The sequence below is a fragment of the Amycolatopsis pigmentata genome, from assembly GCF_042684065.1.
Lineage (GTDB): Bacteria > Actinomycetota > Actinomycetes > Mycobacteriales > Pseudonocardiaceae > Amycolatopsis_E > Amycolatopsis_E pigmentata.
Window position 1 is genome coordinate 75003 of sequence record NZ_JBHUKR010000021.1, and the last position, 18659, is coordinate 93661.

Annotated in this window: 13 protein-coding genes; 8 read left to right on the forward strand and 5 right to left on the reverse strand. The window is 68.2% G+C overall.

Going from position 1 to position 18659, the window contains the following annotated elements; all coding sequences use genetic code 11:
- Nucleotides 1-64: 64 nt before the first annotated feature.
- Both ACFSXZ_RS31680 and ACFSXZ_RS31685 read right to left on the reverse strand, forming a co-directional pair.
- A complete protein-coding gene (locus ACFSXZ_RS31680) occupies nt 65-973 on the reverse strand; it encodes a hypothetical protein (protein WP_378269195.1) in 909 nt (302 codons plus the stop codon).
- 602 nt (nt 974-1575) lie between these two features.
- A complete protein-coding gene (locus ACFSXZ_RS31685; RefSeq protein WP_378269197.1) occupies nt 1576-1950 on the reverse strand; it encodes a transglycosylase family protein in 375 nt (124 codons plus the stop codon).
- 490 nt (nt 1951-2440) lie between these two features.
- Here ACFSXZ_RS31685 and ACFSXZ_RS31690 point away from each other — a divergent pair, with 490 nt between their 5' ends.
- The 3 genes from ACFSXZ_RS31690 to ACFSXZ_RS31700 all read left to right on the forward strand — a co-directional run bounded on the left by ACFSXZ_RS31690 (nt 2441) and on the right by ACFSXZ_RS31700 (nt 4511).
- The gene (locus ACFSXZ_RS31690) at nt 2441-2722 is read left to right on the forward strand and encodes a type II toxin-antitoxin system Phd/YefM family antitoxin (RefSeq protein WP_378269198.1); all 282 of its coding nucleotides are present in this window, start codon (nt 2441-2443) and stop codon (nt 2720-2722) included.
- On the forward strand, nt 2719-2973 hold the full coding sequence (locus ACFSXZ_RS31695; protein ID WP_378269200.1) for a Txe/YoeB family addiction module toxin: 255 nt from the start codon (nt 2719-2721) through the stop codon (nt 2971-2973). Before ACFSXZ_RS31690 ends, ACFSXZ_RS31695 begins: the two co-directional genes overlap by 4 nt.
- Before the next feature lie 74 nt (nt 2974-3047).
- Nucleotides 3048-4511: a wax ester/triacylglycerol synthase domain-containing protein gene (locus ACFSXZ_RS31700; protein ID WP_378269202.1), complete on the forward strand. Its 1464-nt coding sequence runs from the start codon at nt 3048-3050 to the stop codon at nt 4509-4511.
- A 3-nt stretch (nt 4512-4514) separates the two neighbouring features.
- Here the strand turns inward: ACFSXZ_RS31700 and lspA are convergent, their stop codons facing one another.
- The gene (lspA, locus tag ACFSXZ_RS31705) at nt 4515-5018 is read right to left on the reverse strand and encodes a signal peptidase II (protein ID WP_378269204.1); all 504 of its coding nucleotides are present in this window, start codon (nt 5016-5018) and stop codon (nt 4515-4517) included.
- A gap of 459 nt (nt 5019-5477) precedes the next feature.
- On the opposite strand from lspA, the gene ACFSXZ_RS31710 reads away from it, so the two are divergent.
- Nucleotides 5478-5981, forward strand: a complete 504-nt coding sequence (locus ACFSXZ_RS31710) for a C40 family peptidase (RefSeq protein WP_378269205.1) — start codon at nt 5478-5480, stop codon at nt 5979-5981.
- Here ACFSXZ_RS31710 and ACFSXZ_RS31715 read toward each other — a convergent pair.
- Nucleotides 5960-7486, reverse strand: coding sequence for a hypothetical protein (locus ACFSXZ_RS31715; RefSeq protein ID WP_378269206.1), 1527 nt, complete (start codon nt 7484-7486; stop codon nt 5960-5962). The genes ACFSXZ_RS31710 and ACFSXZ_RS31715 overlap by 22 nt on opposite strands.
- A 64-nt stretch (nt 7487-7550) precedes the next feature.
- On the opposite strand from ACFSXZ_RS31715, the gene ACFSXZ_RS31720 reads away from it, so the two are divergent.
- Both ACFSXZ_RS31720 and ACFSXZ_RS31725 read left to right on the forward strand, forming a co-directional pair.
- The gene (locus ACFSXZ_RS31720; protein WP_378269208.1) at nt 7551-8276 is read left to right on the forward strand and encodes a TetR/AcrR family transcriptional regulator; all 726 of its coding nucleotides are present in this window, start codon (nt 7551-7553) and stop codon (nt 8274-8276) included.
- 157 nt (nt 8277-8433) lie between these two features.
- On the forward strand, nt 8434-9771 hold the full coding sequence (locus ACFSXZ_RS31725) for an amino acid permease (protein ID WP_378270068.1): 1338 nt from the start codon (nt 8434-8436) through the stop codon (nt 9769-9771).
- Here ACFSXZ_RS31725 and ACFSXZ_RS31730 read toward each other — a convergent pair.
- Complete coding sequence (locus tag ACFSXZ_RS31730; protein WP_378269210.1) at nt 9758-10171, reverse strand: ester cyclase; 414 nt, start codon at nt 10169-10171, stop codon at nt 9758-9760. The two genes, ACFSXZ_RS31725 and ACFSXZ_RS31730, sit on opposite strands and share 14 nt — an antisense overlap.
- Nucleotides 10172-10326: 155 nt before the next feature.
- Between ACFSXZ_RS31730 and ACFSXZ_RS31735 the strand changes: the two genes are divergently transcribed.
- Together ACFSXZ_RS31735 and ACFSXZ_RS31740 are read left to right on the forward strand one after the other, a co-directional pair.
- Entirely contained in the window at nt 10327-17484 is a 7158-nt protein-coding gene (locus ACFSXZ_RS31735; RefSeq protein WP_378269211.1) for an amino acid adenylation domain-containing protein, read from the forward strand.
- The gene (locus ACFSXZ_RS31740) at nt 17481-18629 is read left to right on the forward strand and encodes an FAD-dependent oxidoreductase (RefSeq protein ID WP_378269213.1); all 1149 of its coding nucleotides are present in this window, start codon (nt 17481-17483) and stop codon (nt 18627-18629) included. Before ACFSXZ_RS31735 ends, ACFSXZ_RS31740 begins: the two co-directional genes overlap by 4 nt.
- Nucleotides 18630-18659 lie beyond the last annotated feature (30 nt).

Consider the following 18659-nt stretch of genomic DNA (forward strand, 5'->3'; position numbering starts at 1 on the left):
ACGGAAAGGCTCCGGGGCCCGCCTGATGGGCGCCTCGGAGCTTTTCCGCTGTGTTCGGCCTGCCTCAGCCGAGGCGTGCCGAGGGAGCGTCCCGCGCGGCGGGAAACATCTCTATGAGGCGTTTGGCCTTGCCCTGCTCGATCAGGCGCGAGGCCTCCTCGGGCGCCTTGGCCTCCACGGCGACCCGGGCGAGCCGCATGTTCCGGCTGGTCAGTTGCTGGTTCTTCCGGGTGAGAATCCGGTTCTGCTCACGCAGCTTCGCGATTTCGGCGCGCAGCGTGCTCACCTCCTGATCCTCTTGCGTGTCTTGATCCTCTTGGTAGTCGTGGATCTGCGCGTCGAGGTGCCGGAACGCCCGGATCAGGACTTCCAGGAGAGCGCGGTAATCTTTCTCGGCCTCCTTGCCGTCGACCGGGGTGCGGGGCAGGGGAGCGTAGGTGGGCACGGGGCATTCGTCGCGCAGCCACCGGGAGGCACGAAGCCCGGCCTGCACCATGTCGACGGTGACCGGGTCGGCTTCGGCCCAGATGGGAAGGCCGAGTTCGCCCCGGTAGTCCTCGGCGGGCCGGTCGGCCCCGATGGCACGGCAGTAGAGTCCGGCCGCGTCGGCGAGCACGATGTCCAGGTCCGGGTGCGGGACGGCCACGCGCAGGATGTCGACGATCTTGTCCCACGCCGGGATGCGTTCGGCGGACCGGCCGAGGTATTTACTGGCCCGGCTTTGCAGGCTCTTCAGCGTCTTGCCGTGGGTCCAATGGCGATTGTCGTGGGCATGAGCGAGCAGGAGAGCGCGATAGCTTTCGGTCAAGCGCCCTTCGTCGTCGGCCAAAACGGTCACGAGGAACAAAATCAACCGGCGCTCGTCGATGTCGAGTCGGCCCCGGTTCGTGAAATCGTCGGTCGAGCGCAACCTGGTGAGCACGGCCTGCCCGCGGCGCCGGCCCCTCGGCGTCGCTTCGGTTTGCGGTTTCATGATTGTCCTTGGTGCGTCGTTACGGTGGACGGGAATGCGGCCGGGCCGCGGCAGGCGGGCGTCACCGTATCGGGGGATTGAATGCCTCCTCCGATTACCGAGCGCCACGCCGAAGGATCTTGTACTCTGGATGAAGGTCAAACTACTGGATGTGTTGAACTACATCCAGTAACAGTCGAGGCGCGTTCCGGCACGATTTTGAGGAATGTCGAAGTTAATTCAGGAAACCTGCGATCGAGGGATCGGTTCGCGATTAGTCCCCGTAGTGGGTATTCGGCGCGTGAACGGTGACTTCGCGCCGGAACGGCGCCGGATCTGTCGCCGCCTCAACGGTTTCCGGCCGGGAAGACCGGAGCCCGGTGCGCGAAATATTTCCGTGCGATAGCCGGTTTCGGTCATGGATCTTTCATGTCGACGGCATGACATCGGCGCGGCACCGGGCGAACCCGGCGCCGCGCCGATTGCGTTGTCACCGACACCGTCAGGAGCCGATTCCACGATCAAGGTTTTCGGCGTACGCCTTCGCGGGGGACGAGGCGGGCGCCGGTTCGGGGCGGGGGCTTGGGCGGGGACGGTCACCGGAAGGAGGTGAACCGCGCCGGTCAGGAACCGGGCTTGCACTCCCATGGGGCCGCGCCCCGCGCGGCGTAGATCCGGTCGGCCACGATCTGCTGCTGTCCCGGGGTGGCCCGGTCGGCGGTCGGGGCGAACTGGCCACCACCGTAGGCGAGCCAGGTGCCGGTGACGATCTGGAACAGGCCGGCCGGACGGCCGGCGGCCTGCCCCGCCGGGGTGTTGTTGACGGCGGCCGGGTTGCCACCGCTCTCACACCTGATCAGCCCGGCCTGTCCGGGGAAGGCGTCGGCGGTGCCGGTGCCGAGGCTGATGCCACCCGCCAGGGCGCCGGCGATCGCGGCCGCCGCGCCGGCGCGTTTGAGGACGTTCCTGGCGCTGTTCGGCTTGCTGTGAGTGCCCACTCTCGCAAGGTCCTTTCGTTCGCACCGCGTTCCGGGCACAGGCCGGCCAGGACTGCCGGTTTCCGGCAGCCAAGATCGGAAATGTGCGCCCGAAGTATTTCCGGCGGTGGCCCGCGGCCGCTGATCCACGTCCGGATCGCAGGTCACCGCATAAGCGCGAGAAGATTACGAAAGGAAAACAGGAAAAGTCACGACAGGGTGACGACAGACACAGGTTGACAAAAATTATGACCGCTCGTGCCCGTACTGTCGCAGCTTTTCGGCGGCTTTCCGCAAATAGATCACGGCTCAGTGCCGGGAATTATCGGAACACAGTGCGTGGCCGAGTATGCCGAGCGCACGTTGGTGACAATTGCGTACCAGTGCGTCGAGGGCAAATTTGTTCACCACTCCCGGTCGGCGAGGGCGCGGCCGTGACGATCCTTCGCCTGGGCATGGCCCGCGTTGAGTGGTACGATATTTGGTACCAGTTACGGAGGGGTGTCCTGCCATGTCCATCTCTGCCAGCGAGGCCCGCAAGAGCCTGTTTCCGCTGATCAAGAAGGTCAACGAGGATCACGACGCCATCGAGATCGTCTCCAAGCACGGCAACGCCGTGCTGGTGTCCGCCGAGGATTATGACGCTCTGCGTGAAGGCGCCTACCTGCTGCGTTCGCCCGCGAACGCCCGCCGTCTGCTCAAGGCCTACGAAAACGCCCTGAGCGGCCGCGATATCGCCGAACATGAACTGATAGACCCGGACGCGGCCGGCCCCGCGAGCGGCTCCGCGTGAGGCTCGTCTTCGAGGACCAGGGCTGGGAGGATTACGTGTCCTGGCTCAAGAATGATCGCAAACCGCTCGCTCGGACCAACAAACTGCTCGAGGACATCCGCCGCGATCCCTTCACCGGTATCGGCAAGCCGGAACCGTTGAAGTACCACCTGCCCGGAGCATGGTCACGGCGAATCGACGAGGAACACCGCCTCGTGTACCTCGTCACGGACAATGAGATTGTCGTGCTCGCTGCCCGTTACCGCTATTGACCGGGGACCGACGGCCCTGGTGCCGGGGTCGCTCGCCTCTTTCGACGACGGTCCGAACGGCCCTTTAGTGGGGTATGACTGAGCGCGACGGCGAGTTCATGCGACCCAGCGACGCGTTTTCCTGGTATCAGGAGGCGGACCCGGCGATGCGCGCGACCATTGTCGGGGTGGCGTGGCTGGAGGGCAGGCCGGACTGGGAGATATTGCGCACCAGGCTGGAGGCCGCGAGCCGTCTCGTGTCCCGTTTCCGGCAGCGGGTCGAGGAGCCGCCCGCCCGCCTGGCTCCACCGCGATGGGTGATCGACGAGAACTTCGACCTGTCCTGGCACCTGCGCCGGGTCGACGCGCCGGCACCCCGCACCCCCGCCGAGGTGCTGGAACTGGCCAGGGTCGAGGCGATGACCGGGTTCGACCGTGCCCGCCCGCTGTGGGTGTGCACGCTGGTCGAAAACCTCGCGCACGACCGGTCCGCGCTGATCCTGAAGGTGCACCATTCGCTCACCGACGGTCAGGGCGCGATCAAGCTCGCACCGCTGCTGTTCGACCAGACCCCGTCGCCCGTTCGGCGTGTCCTCCCGCCGCCGCCCGAGCCGGAACGAGGGGCGCTGATGCTCGCGAGCCTCGCCTACGACGTGCGCCGGTTCACCGGCCTGGCGGTGAGCGCGGTCCGGTCCGCCATTCCGGCCGGCCTGCGCGTTCTCGGTGATCCGCTGGGGGTTCTGCGTGGTGTCGCCGACACCACGCGGTCCATCGGGCAAACGGTCGCGCCGGTGTTCGAGACGCTGTCGCCGGTGATGCGGGCGCGAGGTCCTGGCCGCGTGTTCGAACTGGTCACGGTCGATCTCGAGGATCTCAAGCGCGCCGCGGCGGCCGCCGACGCGAGCGTGAACGATGCCTTCCTGGCCGGGGTGACCGGAGGGCTGCGGCGGTATCACCAGCAGTACGGGAGCAGGCCGGGGCACCTGCGGGTCACCATGCCGATCAGCATCCGCACCGAGACGGACCCGATGGCGAGCAACCGGATCACGCTCATGCGATTCGCCCTTCCGGTCGCCGAGCCGGATCCGGCTGTCCGGATGACGCTGATCGGGCAGAGTGCGCGGCGAGCGCGGGACCAGCGGTCGCTCGGGTTCACCGACGCCATCGCCGGCGGGCTGAACCTGCTGCCCACGGCCGTCGTCGGCGGCATGCTCAAGCGTGTCGACTTCCTGGCCAGCGATGTGATCGGCCTGCCCCGCACCGCCTGGATCGCGGGCGCCGAGGTGGCCGCCTACTGCGCGTTCGGTCCCACCATGGGATGTTCGGCCAACCTCACGCTGTTGTCCTACGCGGGCGCCTGCCACATCGGGGTGAACCTCGACAGCAACGCCGTCCCGGACGCCGGTGACTTCGCCGAATGCCTGCGGGAGGGCTTCGGCGAGGTGGTCGCACTCGCGCCTTCGGCCGCCCGGCGCGGCCGGGTGCGGCTGCCGATCAGGGACGGTATCTACCCCGGTTCGACTCGCCCGAGGGAGCGCCACCAGGCCTCGCGCCCGTAGGAATCAGTCTTCGCCGAGTTGCTCGTCCCCGTTGCCGGAGAAGCCGAGCACGATCAGGAGAACGGCACCGACGGTGAGGGCGATGTCGGCGACGTTACCGACGAACCACCCGTTGTAGTCGATGAAGTCGACGACCGCTCCCCGCCCGAAACCGGGGGCACGGAACAACCGGTCGAGCAGGTGCGTGGTGGCGCCACCGAGGAGCAGGCCCAGCGCCACCGCGCGGCCGGTGGGCTGGGGCCGCAGGGCGAAGGTGAAGATCACGACCACGGCCGCCGCCGCGAGGATGGTGAAGACCCAGGTCGAACCGGTACCGAGAGAAAAGGCGGCGCCGGGGTTGCGCAGCAGGCGCAACCGGAGGAAGCCGTCGATGACCGGGATCGGCATGCGGTCGGCGAGCGCGGATTCGGCCCAGAGCTTCGTGCCCTGGTCGACCGCGAGGACCAGCGCGGCCAACGGGAGCACGACGCGTAGCCGGCGAGACGGCAGGGGTGGGTCGGCAGACATGACCGGGTGATCATAAGGCAGCGATCCCTCGGTGACCATGTTCAGCGGGGGCACGGCCCCCACACCCCCGCTGGGGGCAAGCCCCCAGACCCCCTGTCAGTGGGGGCACGGCCCCCACACCCCGCAGGGGGCAAGTCCCGGTTCACCGGAGTGGTACGCGAATTTCGACCGGGCCGTCGGCGGCCGCGGGGCGTGCGGCCTCCTCGCCCGGGTCGCGCTGGCACGATCGGAAAAACCGCGTCGTGATTTATTCTCCTTTCTTGTCCACATCGGACGACTATCCGCATGCGAACGATTACCGGAATTGTTGATCTGTGCCCGTCGTCACGCTTCTAGTGACTTCGTCGTTTTTCGTTCTTAACCTCTTCGAGATTTTGCGGTGACCAGCGATCTTTTCCGGATCAGCGGCCGTGGGCGCCGCCGGACGAGGTGGTGCGAGCGAAAAGGAGAACCGGAGAAGTGGGACGTCATCGACTCAGGACGAAGTCCGGCAGGGCGGCCAGGGTGGCCGCGACGGCGGCGATCGCGGTCGCGGCCCTCGCCGGCACGGCGGGCCCGGCACTGGCCGCGCCGGCCACCGCGGTCCCGGCGGTCTCCCCGGCGTCGGTCACCGGCAACAGCATCGGCGTCCAAGCCCTGCGGTTCGCCCTGACCCAGCAGGGAAAGCCTTATGTGTGGGGCGCCACGGGCCCGAACGCCTACGACTGCTCCGGTCTCGTGCAGTGGGCCTACAAACAGGTCGGCGTGAATCTGCCGCGCGTCGCGGCGGCGCAGTCGCTGGTCGGCCGTCCGGTCGCGCAGGCCGACCTTCAGCCCGGTGACCTCGTGTTCTTCTACACTCCGGTCAGCCACGTCGGGATCTACGTCGGCGGCGGCAACGTCCTCAACGCGCCCACGGCAGGCCAGAACGTCAAGATCTCGGCGATGAAGTGGATGCCGTTTCACAACGCCCGGCGGATCTGATCTTTCGCCGTGCTGTTCCGCCGGCCGGCGGTGACCAGCACCGGTGTGTCCGAAAGGGACAGTCGTAGTTCGCCGTTCCCGGTCTCGACGTCCGGCGTGCCGCCGAGCGCGTCGACGGCCGTCGCGGCCGGGAACGGCCATGGCCAGGACACCGTGACCGGCGGCTGGGTTTCGCCGTCGAACGTGTCGCGGTGGTCCCAGAAGACGTACAACGGTTCGCGGTCCGTGCGGTCGACGCGGAAGGCGTACACAGTGGACGGTTCCACGGCGTCGAGGCGTCGCACGGTTTCCGCACCGGCGAGTTCGGCCGCGAGCAGTGCGAACGTGTCCGCGGCGGGATACCGGACGGTGAGCGCCTCGTCCTGGTAACCGAGCAGCGAAAGCTTGCCGACGAGCAGGTGCATCATCTGGAGCGGATCGGCCGGGCCGGGAACTTCGGGCGCGAGACTCCAGAAGGCGCTGCGGCGGACTCCCGCGGACATGGCGAGCAGGGTGCGCATGACGAGCTGCCGGGCCGCGATGCGATGCCGTTTGGCTTCCAGGTCGTCCGGACAGTTCTCCATGAACATCCGCAGTCTCGGCGGCAGGCCGGGCATACGTTCGTACAGTTTCGCCATCGCGCGGCGCTCGGGAGTGTCCTGCTTCGCGCGTTCCTGTAGCTCGCTGGTGCTCTGGCTTTCGGGCGTCTCGGAGAAGGACTCCACCATTATCTGTTCGACGACCGCGTTCACTTCGGGAAACTCGAACAGCATCGGACCGCCGTATTCGCCGACCACGATGGGCCTGGTGTAACCGTGTGCGCGCATGAATCCCTCAGCCGTTTCCAGGCATCGCGGAACCTCGGCGGGATCGCCGTAAAGGTTGACGCTGAACAGATCGAAGAAGCCGCGGCCGGCTGAGGCGAGATGATCGAAGAACCGCCGGGGCTCGCTGTCCTCCCCGGCGCTGAACACGTCGTGACCGCAGCCGCCCAGCACCACCAGTGCCTTCGGGTCGGCGTCCTTGACCTCGCGGTACATGACCTTCAGGTGCGTGACGTACTCCTCGGCGGTGCCCGCCCAGAGCAGGCCCGCGTTGCTGGGCTCGTTATCGCATTGCCAGTACTTGACCCGTCCGTCGCAGTGGCGCACCAGGCGTCCTACGAACTCCCCGTAGGTGCGCGTGTCGTGTGCCGGTGAGGGCGGCAGGAAGTCGGTGGGTTGCCGGGTGGCCCATGGCGAGCTGGAGCAGACGGTGATCCACAGTTCTTCGTCGCCGTCGCACTGTTTCAGCAGCGCGTCGACCACATCCCAGGTGTAGCGGCCGGGCTCGGGCTCGATCTGACCCCAGTACAGGTAGGCGCGCACCAGACCGGCGCCGAGGGTGCGGACCTGCGGCATGAACTCGCCGGGTTCGCCGAACAGGCCGTAGCTGACACCGCGGACGACCCCGAGCCGGAATCCCGGCAGTTCGGCGGCTTCCGGCGCGGCCTTATCGGGTACGTCCTTGTCGCGCACAGTGGACATGGAAGTCCTTCCCCAGACGGAAAGTTTACGTGATACACAAGAGTGTATGCGCTAAACTCAGCGTATGTCCAAGCCCCCCGCACCGCCGATCTGGACCCTGCCCCCGCCGCCACCCCGGCAGCGCTCGCTGGGCCGCGACGAGATCGTGGCCGCCGCGATCGCGCTCGCGGACGAGGTCGGCGCCGAAGCGCTGACCATGAAGGCGGTCGCCGCGTGGCTGGGCCCGTACTCGCCCATGTCGCTGTACCGGTACGTGCACAGCAAGGAAGGGCTCATCGACCTCATGCTCGACGCGGTCACCGCCGAGGTCCCCGTCCCGGCGGTGGTCGGCCGGGACTGGCGTGGCGATCTGGCCGATCTCGCCTTCGAGACCCGGCGCATGCTGGTCCGCCACCCCTGGTACGCGCCGTTGATGCACACCCGCCCGCCGTCGGGCCCCAACATGATGTTCAGGCTGGAGTTCATGCTCACGGTGCTGACCGCGCAGGGTGCCGCCCTCAACGACGCGATGACCTACGCCGCGCTGATCGACCGGCACATCCTCGGCAGCGGCATGCAGGAGAACGAGGAGGCACGCTTCGATCAGCGGCATGGTCTCGACGACGCGGCCACGATGACCGCCGCGATGGCGCAGGTCCGTGATCTGGCCGCGGCCGGTGGCCGTTTCCCGCTGCTCGCACGCTGGCTCACCCGCCCCGCCGGTCCCTCGGCCGACGAACGGTTCGCGCTCGGCCTGGAGTTCCTGCTCGACGGCATCGCCGTCCGGCTGCCCGGAAGTGCACGTCGGTGACCGGACGCTGACTGACCGTTGACAACTCCTGGCCGGCATGGTCATGGTGACCATGATCGATGGCCCGTGACCGGCGGCGGATCGGTGCGGCCGGCGGCGAAAGGGGTGGCACGTGGCGCAGGAACTGAGGCCCTCGCTCCGCAAGCGGCATCTCAGCATGATCGCGATCGCGGGCGTGATCGGGGCCGGCCTGTTCGTCGGCAGCGGCGCGGCGATCGGCACCTCGGGACCGGGTGTGCTGGTGTCCTACGCGGCCACCGGCCTGGTGGTGGTGCTGGTGATGCGGATGCTCGGCGAGATGTCCGCGGCCAACCCGGACACCGGCAGCTTCTCCGCCTACGCCGAGCGCGCGCTCGGACCGTGGGCCGGGTTCAGCATCGGCTGGCTTTACTGGTGGTTCTGGGTCGTGGTGGTCGGCGTCGAGGCGACCGCGGGCGCGGCGATCGTGCACCGCTGGGTGCCCGCGGTGCCCCAGTGGGTCTGGGCCCTGGTGCTGATGGCGTTGCTGACGCTGACCAACCTGTACTCGGTGCGCTCGTACGGAGAGTTCGAGTTCTGGTTCGCGGGCATCAAGGTCGCGGCGATCACGGTGTTCCTGGTGGTGGGCGTGCTGGCCATCGCGGGCCTGCTGCCCGGTGCGCACGCACCCGGGCTGGCGAACCTCACCGGGCACGGGGGCTTCTTCCCGCACGGGCCGGGTCCGATCTTCTCCGCGATGCTGGTGGTCGTCTTTTCCTTCTTCGGCGCGGAGATCGCCACCGTCGCGGCGGGGGAGTCCGACGACCCGGTGCACGCGGTCCGCGCCGCGGTGCGTTCGGTGGTGGGGCGGATCCTGGTGTTCTACATCGGGTCGATCGCCGTGGTGGTCACCCTCATCCCGTGGAACGACGCCAGCGTCGCGAAGAGCCCGTACGTCGCCGTGCTCGACACGATCGGTTTGCCCGGCGCCGCGGGCGTGATGGACGCCGTGGTCGTGACCTCGGTGTTGTCGTGCCTGAACTCGGGCCTGTTCACGGCCTCGCGGATGGCGTTCTCGCTGGCCCGCCGTGGGGAAGCGCCGCGCCCGCTGGGCAAGGTATCCCGGCGTGGTGTGCCGATCAGCGCGGTCCTGGTGTCCACAGTGGTCGGTTTCGTCACGGTCATCCTCAACTATCTTTCGCCGGACACGGTGTTCCTGTTCCTGGTGAACTCCTCCGGCGCGGTGGCCGTCTTCGTCTGGCTCGCGATCGCCTTCTCCCAGTTGCGGATGCGACGCAGGCTGGAGCGCGAGAACCCGGAGAAGCTGACCCTGCGCATGTGGGGCTACCCCTATCTGACCTGGGCGACGATCGTCGCCATGGCCGCCCTGCTCATCGGCATGCTCATCGACCCCGAGGCACGCACGCAGTTGTTGCTGAGCCTGCTCGTCGCCGCGATCGTCGTGGTGATCAGCCTGGCCCGCGGCCGTCGCCGTGTCCCGGCCGAACTCCAGGCCGAGCGAGTCACCGACGTGTGAAACGGCCGCCGTCTTCGCGGGTGAGCTGTTCGCGGATCGCCTCGAAGTCGATCAGGGACCACATCTCCGCGATCTTCCCGTCCTGGTAGCGGTAGAAGACGTGCTCCACGAAGGAGATCCGCCGTCCGGTGGGGGGAATCCCGCGGAAGTCCGCCACCGGCGTGCAGTCGAACCGGATGCGGCACGCCACCTGGTCGTCTTGGATCACGAGTCGCTCGATCGCGTAGTACAGGTCGGGAATCTCGGCCGCGTCGCGGCGCAGCATGTCCTGGAACTCGGTGATGCGGAGTAGCCGGTCGTTGTGCGTCACGGGGTCGTGCGCGAACTCGGGGAGATCATCGAAGCGGCGTTCGTTCAGGCAGGTGAGGTAGCCGCGATAGCTGTTTTCGAGACTGGGCATGGGGTCTTCCTCTTCCGTCACTGATGACCGCACCCTACCGGCGTAGGAGGATGAGCCACAGGTCGTAGACGTTGATACCACTCTGTGCGGATGTGATCCGGGAACCGGCTGGCCAGACTGGAGAACCGGATCTTCGGCATCAGGGGGTGGTGAACGTGATCCCATCGACCCGAACGTCTCGGACGCCTCGGACAGCGCTCACGGCGCCGCAGCGTGACATCTGGGTCGCGCACGCGCGCTTTCCGCACCTTCCTCAGTTCACCGTCTTCGCTTCGCGGCGGTACGAGGGAACCGGGGACGTGGGGGTGTTCCGGGAATGTGTGGAGCGTGCGGTGCGGCGTAACGACGCGCTGCGGCTCCGTTTCGGTGAGGACGGGGGTGCTCCCTGTCAATGGGTGAGCGAAATCGCGCCTGAGGTGCGGATGCTCGATCTGTCCTCTTCGGACAGTCCGAAGGCCGCGTGTGAGGCGTGGATCGCGGACGCCTTCGAGCGTCCGGTCGACCTGGGTAGCGGGCCCGCGGTCGAAGTGGCGATCCTGGTGGAAAGCGCTTCCGCGTGGCACCTTCACCTCAAGGCGCACCATATCGTGGCCGACGGCTGGAGCATGAACCTCCTGTTCGACCAGATCCAGACCGACTACCGGAGGTTGACGGGTGGGAGCGAGGGCGGTGCACCACCCGGCGCACCGTCCTACCTCGATTTCGCCGTGGCGGAGGACGAATACCGGGATTCCCCGCGATACCAAGCGGATCGAGAGTATTTCCGGGCCACACTCGACGGCGTGGAGCCCGCGTTGTTCGAGCGCGGGGCACCGAGTGGGGCCCGGCGCACGGGGCGGTATTCCTTCGTGATTCCGCGGACGCGGGTCGAGCGAATCCGGGCAAGGGGGGAGTCACCGTTCGCGGTGATCGCGGCGGCTTTCACCGCCTACCTCGACCGAATTCACCGCGCCGCGCACCCGAACGGTGACGTGGTGCTTGGCATTCCGCTGTTCAACCGGAGGGGCGACGCCGAACGCCGGACGGTCGGGCATTTCGTCAACACACTGCCGCTGGTCCTGCGCGATCCCGGGCGCGGCTCGATGCGGGAACTCGTGGCGCGGGTTGGTGAGGGCGTCCGCGAACTGCAACGCCACGAGCGGATCGGGATCGGAGACATCCTCCGCGATCGAGGCGGCGCGGCGCGCGGGTTGTTCGACGTGACGCTGGCCTACAACCAGTGGCCGGCCGCCGGGGCGCTCCCGGGCCTGGCGCAGACCACCGTGACCGGCACCAGGGCGCACGACCACGAGGTCCTCGCGGTGGTGTGCGACGAACTCGGTGACAGCGGTGACGTGCGGGTGAACCTCGACTACGCCCTCGATGTCTTCGACCAGGACTTCCCGATCGGCGCACTGGCCCGGCACGTGCGGAACCTGCTCGTCCGGGGCATGGACGCTCCCGACCGCCCGCTCGGCGAGATCTCGATGCTCGACGACGACGAGTGGCGGAACGTCGTCGACGCCCCCAACGCGACGGAGGCGGAGTTCCCGGCCGGCAAGACGCTGCCCGCTCTGTTCGAGGAACAGGCCGCCCGGACGCCGGAACGGATCGCGCTGGTCACGTCGGACGACTCGTTCACCTACGCCGAACTCGACACCGAGGCCACCAGGCTCGCGGGAGCGCTGCGCGGTGACGGGGTCGGCCCGGATGACCCGGTCGTGGTCATGCTGGAGCGCGGGCCCCGGATGCTGGTCGCGATTCTGGCGGTGCTGAAGGCGGGCGGTGCCTACGTGCCCGTGGACCCCGGCCATCCCGAGGAACGCATCCGGTTTCTGGTGGAGGACAGCGGCGCCAAGGTCGTCGTGACCGATGCGGCGGCACCGCCCGCCGGGGCGCGGGTGCGCCGGGCCGACCTCCCGCTCACCGGTGAGGTGAACCCACTTCTGGCCGTCGCGTCGGATCGCGATCTCGCGTACGTGATCTACACGTCGGGCTCGACCGGGCAGCCGAAGGGTGTGACCGTCGAACACCGGTCCGTGGTCAACCGGCTGCACTGGATGCAACGGCGTTATCCCCTCGGCGAGGACGACGTGCTTCTCCAAAAGACGCCGGTGACCTTCGACGTATCGGTGTGGGAACTGTTCTGGTGGGGACAGACCGGTGCCCGGCTCGCACTGCTCCCACCCGGTGCGGAACGCGACCCACGGGAAATTCTCACCGCCGTCGAACGGTTCCGCGTGACGACCATCCACTTTGTCCCGTCGATGCTGGGACCTTTTCTCGACGCGGTGGAGGAGGCTCCCGGCACACCCACGGCGTCGCTGCGCCGTGTGTTCTGCAGTGGTGAAGCGCTGCCACCGGATCTGGTGGCGCGGTTCGCGCGTGTCTTCGGTGAGAACGGGCCCGCTCTGGTCAACCTGTACGGCCCCACCGAGGCCACGGTGGACGTGTCCTTTTTCGACTGTCCGCGCCGTCCGGTGGATCGGGTGCCCATCGGCAGGCCCATCGACAACATCCGGCTCTACGTGCTGGGAGCTGACGATCAGCCGCAACCGGTCGGCGCGGTGGGGGAGTTGTGCGTCTCCGGCGTGGGCGTGGCTCGCGGCTACCTCGGAAGGGACGACGCGACGAAGGAAAAGTTCGTCGCCGACCCGTTCGTCGCGGGCGCGAGGATGTACCGCACGGGCGACCTCGCGCGCCGGCTCGCCGACGGCGAGTTGGAGTTCCTGGGCCGCGCCGACGAGCAGGTGAAGATTCGCGGCAACCGGGTGGAGCCTGGCGAGGTCCGGCACTCGCTCGTCACGCTGCCGGGTGTGCGCGACGCGGTCGTGGTCAGCCGGCGGTCTCCGGACCGGGGCGAGCACCTGGTGGGCTACTACGTCGCCGACGAGGTGATCGAGCCTGCCCGGATCCGCGCGCATCTGGCGGAAAGCCTGCCCGAGTACCTGATTCCGGCGTGGTTCGTGCGGATCGACGCGATCCCGCTCACGCCCAACGGAAAGGCCGACCGCCGAGCGCTTCCCGAACCCGCGCACGAAGGAACACCCGCCCCTGGCCGGACACCGGCCGAGGCCGTGCTGGCGGCGGTGTGGTCCGACGTGCTCGGTGTCGACATCGGACCACACGACGACTACTACACCCTTGGCGGCGACTCGATCCTCATGCTGCGGATCCGGGCCGAGGCCGCCCGGCAAGGGCTGGGCATCTCGCTGGCCGACATCGCCGCCCATCCGACCGTGGCGGAACTGGCCGCGCACGCGGTCCCGGTGACCGAGTCCGACCGTCCGCTGGAGCGCTTCGAGTTGGTGCCCGGACCCGATCGCGCCCGGCTCGCCTGGGCAGAGGACGCCTACCCGGCCACGCGCCTGCAACTAGGTTTGCTGTTTCACAGCCGGGAAAGGCAGGGAACGGCCGTCTATCATGACGTTTTCCGCTACAGCTTCGGCATCGAGTGGGACGAGCACGCCTTCCGTTGGGCGCTCGACCGGCTGGTCGCACGCCATCCGGCGCTGCGCACGTCCTTCGACCTGGCGGACTACGCCGAGCCGTTGCAGGTCGTCCATCGGCAAGTAGCCTCACCACTGTCCATTGAGGACCTGACGGGAGTGGGGGACCCCGCTGCCGAGGAACGAATTCGGGCCTATATCGACGAGCGGCGTGTGCGGGGCTACGACTTCGCGCGGCCGCCGCTGTGCCGGTTCAGGGCCTTCGTGCGGCCAGGCGCGCTGGACCTGGTGTTCAGTTTCCACCACGCGATCATCGACGGCTGGAGCGCCGCGATCCTGATCTCCGAACTGTTCTCCGACTACCTGCACGGCCTCGGGGCCGACGTGGACCCGGTGCCGGCGGTGGAGCTGCCCTCAGCGGCGGAGTACGTGCGTCTGGAACGGGAAGCGCTGGAACACGGCCATTCCGCGAAGTTCTGGCGAGAGGCTCTCGACGGCTCGGCCCCGGCACGACTCGAGGGATACGCGCCACACGAGCCGCCGGGGCCCGAGGAAACGATCATCCGGTGGTTCGATCTGCCGGACGGGCTCGAGCAGGCGGTGCGCCGGTTCGCCCATGAACAGACCGTGCCGGTCCGGTCCGTCTATCTGACGGCGCACTGTTCGATGCTCAGGATTCTTTCGGGGGCGAGCGACATCACGACGGGCCTGTTCACGCATGGCCGTCCCGAACGCCCTGGCGCCGAGCGGATCGCCGGTCTGTTCCTGAACACCCTGCCGCTCAGGCTTTCCGGCAGCCGGCCGAGTTGGCTGAGCGTGGTCCACGAGGTGGTGCGGCAGGAACGGGAGGCACTGCCCCATCGCTGGTATCCGCTGAGCGCCATCAAAAACGATCGCGGCAGTTCCGTGGTGGAGACCGCGTTCAACTACGTCCATCTGCACGTGCTGGAGCCGGTGCTGCGTGCGGACGGCGTCGAATTCCGTGACTTCCAGGTCTTCGAGGAGACCAACTTCGAACTGGTCGTGCACGTGATCGTCGACCCGGTCACCGGCCGGATGCGCCTGCGAGTCGACGGCGACGGCCGGATCTTCACCCACGGTCAGGCAGGTGTCGTGGCGCGTACCTTCTTCGCGGTGCTTTCCCGGATCGTGGAGCATCCGGGCGAGGTGCCGGGACACGATTTCCTGGCCGCCCCGCCGCGCGAAGTCGCCCCGGCGGCGGTCCCGCCACGGCACGCGGTCAGCCGCTTCGCCGAAATGGTCGCGGCGAGGCCGGAGGCGGTCGCCGTCGCCGCGGGCGGACAGCGATGGACCTACCGCAGGCTCGGTGAGGTCTCCGAGCGCATCGCGCGGCGGCTGATCGCCCTGGGAGCGGACAACCGGCAGTGCGTGGGGTTCGTCCTGGATCGCTCGCCCGAGATGGTCGCGGCCGTGCTGGGCATCGTTCGCGCCGGTGCGGCCTGCGTGCCGCTCGACGTGACCTATCCACCGGAACGGCTCGCCCTGATGACGAAGGTGGCTTCACCACTGCGAATTCTGGCGCACGGCCATCGCGCCGGCCTGGTCGCCGACCCTTCGCTGATCGAACCGATCGAACCGTTCCTCGGCAAATCGTCCTCTGTGGACGAATACGACGGACCTTTGCCCGAGGTGTCCCCTGAGGACACCGCGTGCATCCTGTTCACCTCGGGTTCGACCGGGCGGCCGAAAGGGGCGGAGCTGCCGCACCGGTTGTTCGCCTACTACCTGGAGTGGCAACTGGCGTCCGCGAGTGGCGCGGTCGGCGGAAAGACGCTCCAGTTCGCCCCGCCCAGTTTCGACGTGTCGTTCCAGGAGATCTTTTCCACGCTGAGCGGCGGCGGCACGCTGCAGATCATCACGGAGGAGGATCGGCGGGACCCGGTGGCGCTGGCGCGGTTGCTGGATCGCGAAGAGGTGGAACGGGTCTTCATGCCCTACGTGGCGCTCCAGCAACTCGCCGAGACCGTCGACAGCCTGGGCCTCCGTCCGCGGGCGCTGCGCGTGATCATCTCTTCGGGCGAGCAACTCCGCGTGACCGGCGAGATCAGGAAGCTCTGCGCCGGATTACCGGGCACCGTGCTGGAAAACCAGTACGGCCCGACCGAGACCCACCTGATCACGACGTTCACCATGACCGGCGACCCGGCCGCCTTTCCGGCGCTGCCGCCGATCGGGCCGCCGTTCGACTACCTCGAAGCACACGTGCTGGATTCCCGGATGCGTCCCGTGCCCGAGGGCGTCGCGGGGGAGGTGTACGTCGGCGGTGTCGGCCTCTCTCATGGTTATCGTGGCGAGCCTGAGCTCACCGCCAAGGCCTTCGTACCGCATCCGTGGCGGCCGGGTGATCGGCTCTACCGTGTCGGAGATCTCGCGCGAGTACTGCCCAGCGGTGACCTGGTCTACCTCGGCCGGGTGGACGACCAGGTGAAGGTGCGAGGCTTCCGCGTGGAGCCCGCGGAGGTGGAGTTCGCGCTGCTCGCGCTCGCTCGCGAGCATCCCGGCCTCCGCGAGGCCGCCGTCGTGGCCCGCCGCCGCGATGGCGGGGACGCCTTTCTGGCCGCTTTTCTCGTCGGCGAGCGCGATTCCGCCGATCTGGACGAGATCCGGCGCACGCTCCGGGAGAGCCTGCCCGAGTACCTGGTGCCGTCGTATTTCACCTGGCTGCCGCGCATGCCGAAGACACCGAGCGGAAAGCGGGATGACGCGGCCCTGCGCGCGACGCCGCTGGCCGTCCGTCCGGCGATCGGTCACACGGCGCCGAGGGACGATCACGAACGGACCCTCGCCGAGATCATGTCGGGGTTGCTCGGTCTCCCGGAAGGATCGGGACTGTCCGTGCACGACGACTTCTTCGCGGCCGGCGGTACCTCCCTCACCGCCATGCGCCTGATCGTGATGATCGAGAAGCATTTCGGCGTGCACCTGCCACTGGCGGCGTTCGTGACCGCGCCGACCGTCGCCGAACTCGCGCGGCGGATACGCTCGGGCGCCCCGGCCTTCGACCCGCTCGTCCCGATCCGGCCGGACGGTGAACGGCCACCGCTGTTCCTGGTTCATCCGCTGGGCGGAAACGTCGTCTGTTACCTCAGGCTGGCCCGTCACCTGCCGGAAGACCAGCCGCTGTACGCGTTGCAGGCGCCGGGCATCACGCCCGGCACCGAGCCGGCGTCCACAGTGGAGGAAATGGCGGCCGCCTACCTGGCGGCGATCCGGCGCGTCCGCCCGCGAGGCCCCTACGCGATCGGAGGGTGGTCCTTCGGCGGTTTCGTGGCGTTCGAAATCGCCCGGCAGTTGCGCCTGGCCGGTGACGAGGTCGCGAACCTGATCGTGATCGACTCGATCGGTCTCGTCGAGGACCGGGCGCCGGAGCCGGACAGCGCCGCGCTGCAGGAGTGGTTCTTCTGGGAACTGCTGTGGAGTGAGCGAGGCGGGGCGGCCACGATCGAGGGTCTCCCCACCGGACTCGGCGAGGAGGAACGGCTCGATTTCATCGCCGATCGCGCGGCCGAGCAGGGAATCCTTCCCCCCGCCGTCGCGAGGTCCTCGGCACGGCGGCTTTTCCGCCTTTACCGCGCGAGTTGGACGGCCTTGGGTGAGTATCGCCCGGCCGCGGCCGACCTCGACCTGACGTTGTTGCGCGCCGATGAGCGGCTTCCCAAGGCGTTGCGACCGATGCACGGCGGGCGAAGCGCGTACGGCGCGCGGGACAACGGATGGGGCTCATGGACCACCGGCCGGATCGATGTCGTCGGCGTGCCCGGTGACCACCTCACGCTGATGGACGAGCCTCATGTGCGCGCCGTGGCAACGGCGATCGATGCCGTGACGACAAACGGTGAGGCGACCAGGAAGGGAGTGAAGTGACCAGGAAGGCGATCATCGTGGGCGCGGGCATCGGCGGGCTGAGCGCCGCCGCGACGCTGCGCCGGGTGGGACTGGACGTCGAGATCTACGAACGGGCGAGTGACCTGCGCCCGTCCGGCAGCGCGTTGTCGCTGATGTCCAACGCGGTGCTGGCGCTGGCCACGCTCGGTATCGAGCCGAAGTTCGAGAAGAACGCGCCGGTCGTGACCGACCTGCACTTCCGCACCAAGAGCGGCCGTGGAATCAGGACACTGCGGTTCAAGCCACTGACCGACGAACTGGGTGCGCCCAGCTTCGCGATCCACCGTGCGGACCTTCAGCGGGCGCTCGCCGACGAAATCGGGGACAGCCCGATCACCTTCGATGCGGCCGCGACGGGTTTCGAACCGGACGGCGATGGTGTTCGAGTGTCCTTCGAGGACGGACGAACGGCGCGTGGCGACCTCGTGATCGGCGCGGATGGTTTCCATTCGGCCATCCGGCGTCAGATCGCCGGACCCGAGCGGCCACGCGACGGTGGATACGTGTGCTGGCTGGCGACTCCCCGATACTCCGATCCCCGCGTGCCCCCGGGGTTCGCGGCGCACTACTGGGGAAACGGTGCTCGGTTCGGCATCACCGACATCGGAGCGGGCCGCGTCTACTGGTGGGGCACCAAGAACATGGCCCCGGAACAGGCGAGGAACTGGCGGGGTACACACGCGGACGTGCTCCGCACCTACGCCGGCTGGGCGGGCGAGGTGACGGCGTTGATCGAAGCCACGCCGGAGGAAGACCTGCTGACCGTGCCCGCGCAGGATCGGCCGTTCCTTGAGCGATGGGGCCAGGGTCCGGTCACGTTGCTCGGCGACGCCGCGCATCCGATGCTCACCAGCCTCGCCCAGGGTGCCGCGGTCACCGTGGAAGACGCGGTGGTGCTCGCCAGGCACCTCGCGGACGCTTCCGATGTCTCCGCCGCCTTGCGTGCCTATGAGGACGAACGCCGTGCGAGGACGAAGTGGATGGTCGAGCTTTCGTGGTCGATGAGCAGAATGGAGCAGTCGGAGGGACCATTTCGAGTGGCCCTTCGAAACAACTACTTCCGTTTCGTGCCACGCTCGGTGCTCGACCGGAACAACCGGACGCTCCTCGATTTCCCGGCATGAATTCCCGGCGTGCCTATTTGAGCTGGTTTT

Bases quoted from the DNA above. Each gene is read 5' to 3' on its own strand.
- ACFSXZ_RS31680 (WP_378269195.1), bottom strand. From the start codon at position 973: ATGAAACCGCAAACCGAAGCGACGCCGAGGGGCCGGCGCCGCGGGCAG.
- ACFSXZ_RS31690 (WP_378269198.1), top strand. From the start codon at position 2,441: ATGTCCATCTCTGCCAGCGAGGCCCGCAAGAGCCTGTTTCCGCTGATC.
- ACFSXZ_RS31700 (WP_378269202.1), top strand. From the start codon at position 3,048: ATGACTGAGCGCGACGGCGAGTTCATGCGACCCAGCGACGCGTTTTCC.
- lspA (WP_378269204.1), bottom strand. From the start codon at position 5,018: ATGTCTGCCGACCCACCCCTGCCGTCTCGCCGGCTACGCGTCGTGCTC.
- ACFSXZ_RS31715 (WP_378269206.1), bottom strand. From the start codon at position 7,486: ATGTCCACTGTGCGCGACAAGGACGTACCCGATAAGGCCGCGCCGGAA.
- ACFSXZ_RS31720 (WP_378269208.1), top strand. From the start codon at position 7,551: ATGTCCAAGCCCCCCGCACCGCCGATCTGGACCCTGCCCCCGCCGCCA.
- ACFSXZ_RS31725 (WP_378270068.1), top strand. From the start codon at position 8,434: ATGATCGCGATCGCGGGCGTGATCGGGGCCGGCCTGTTCGTCGGCAGC.
- ACFSXZ_RS31730 (WP_378269210.1), bottom strand. From the start codon at position 10,171: ATGCCCAGTCTCGAAAACAGCTATCGCGGCTACCTCACCTGCCTGAAC.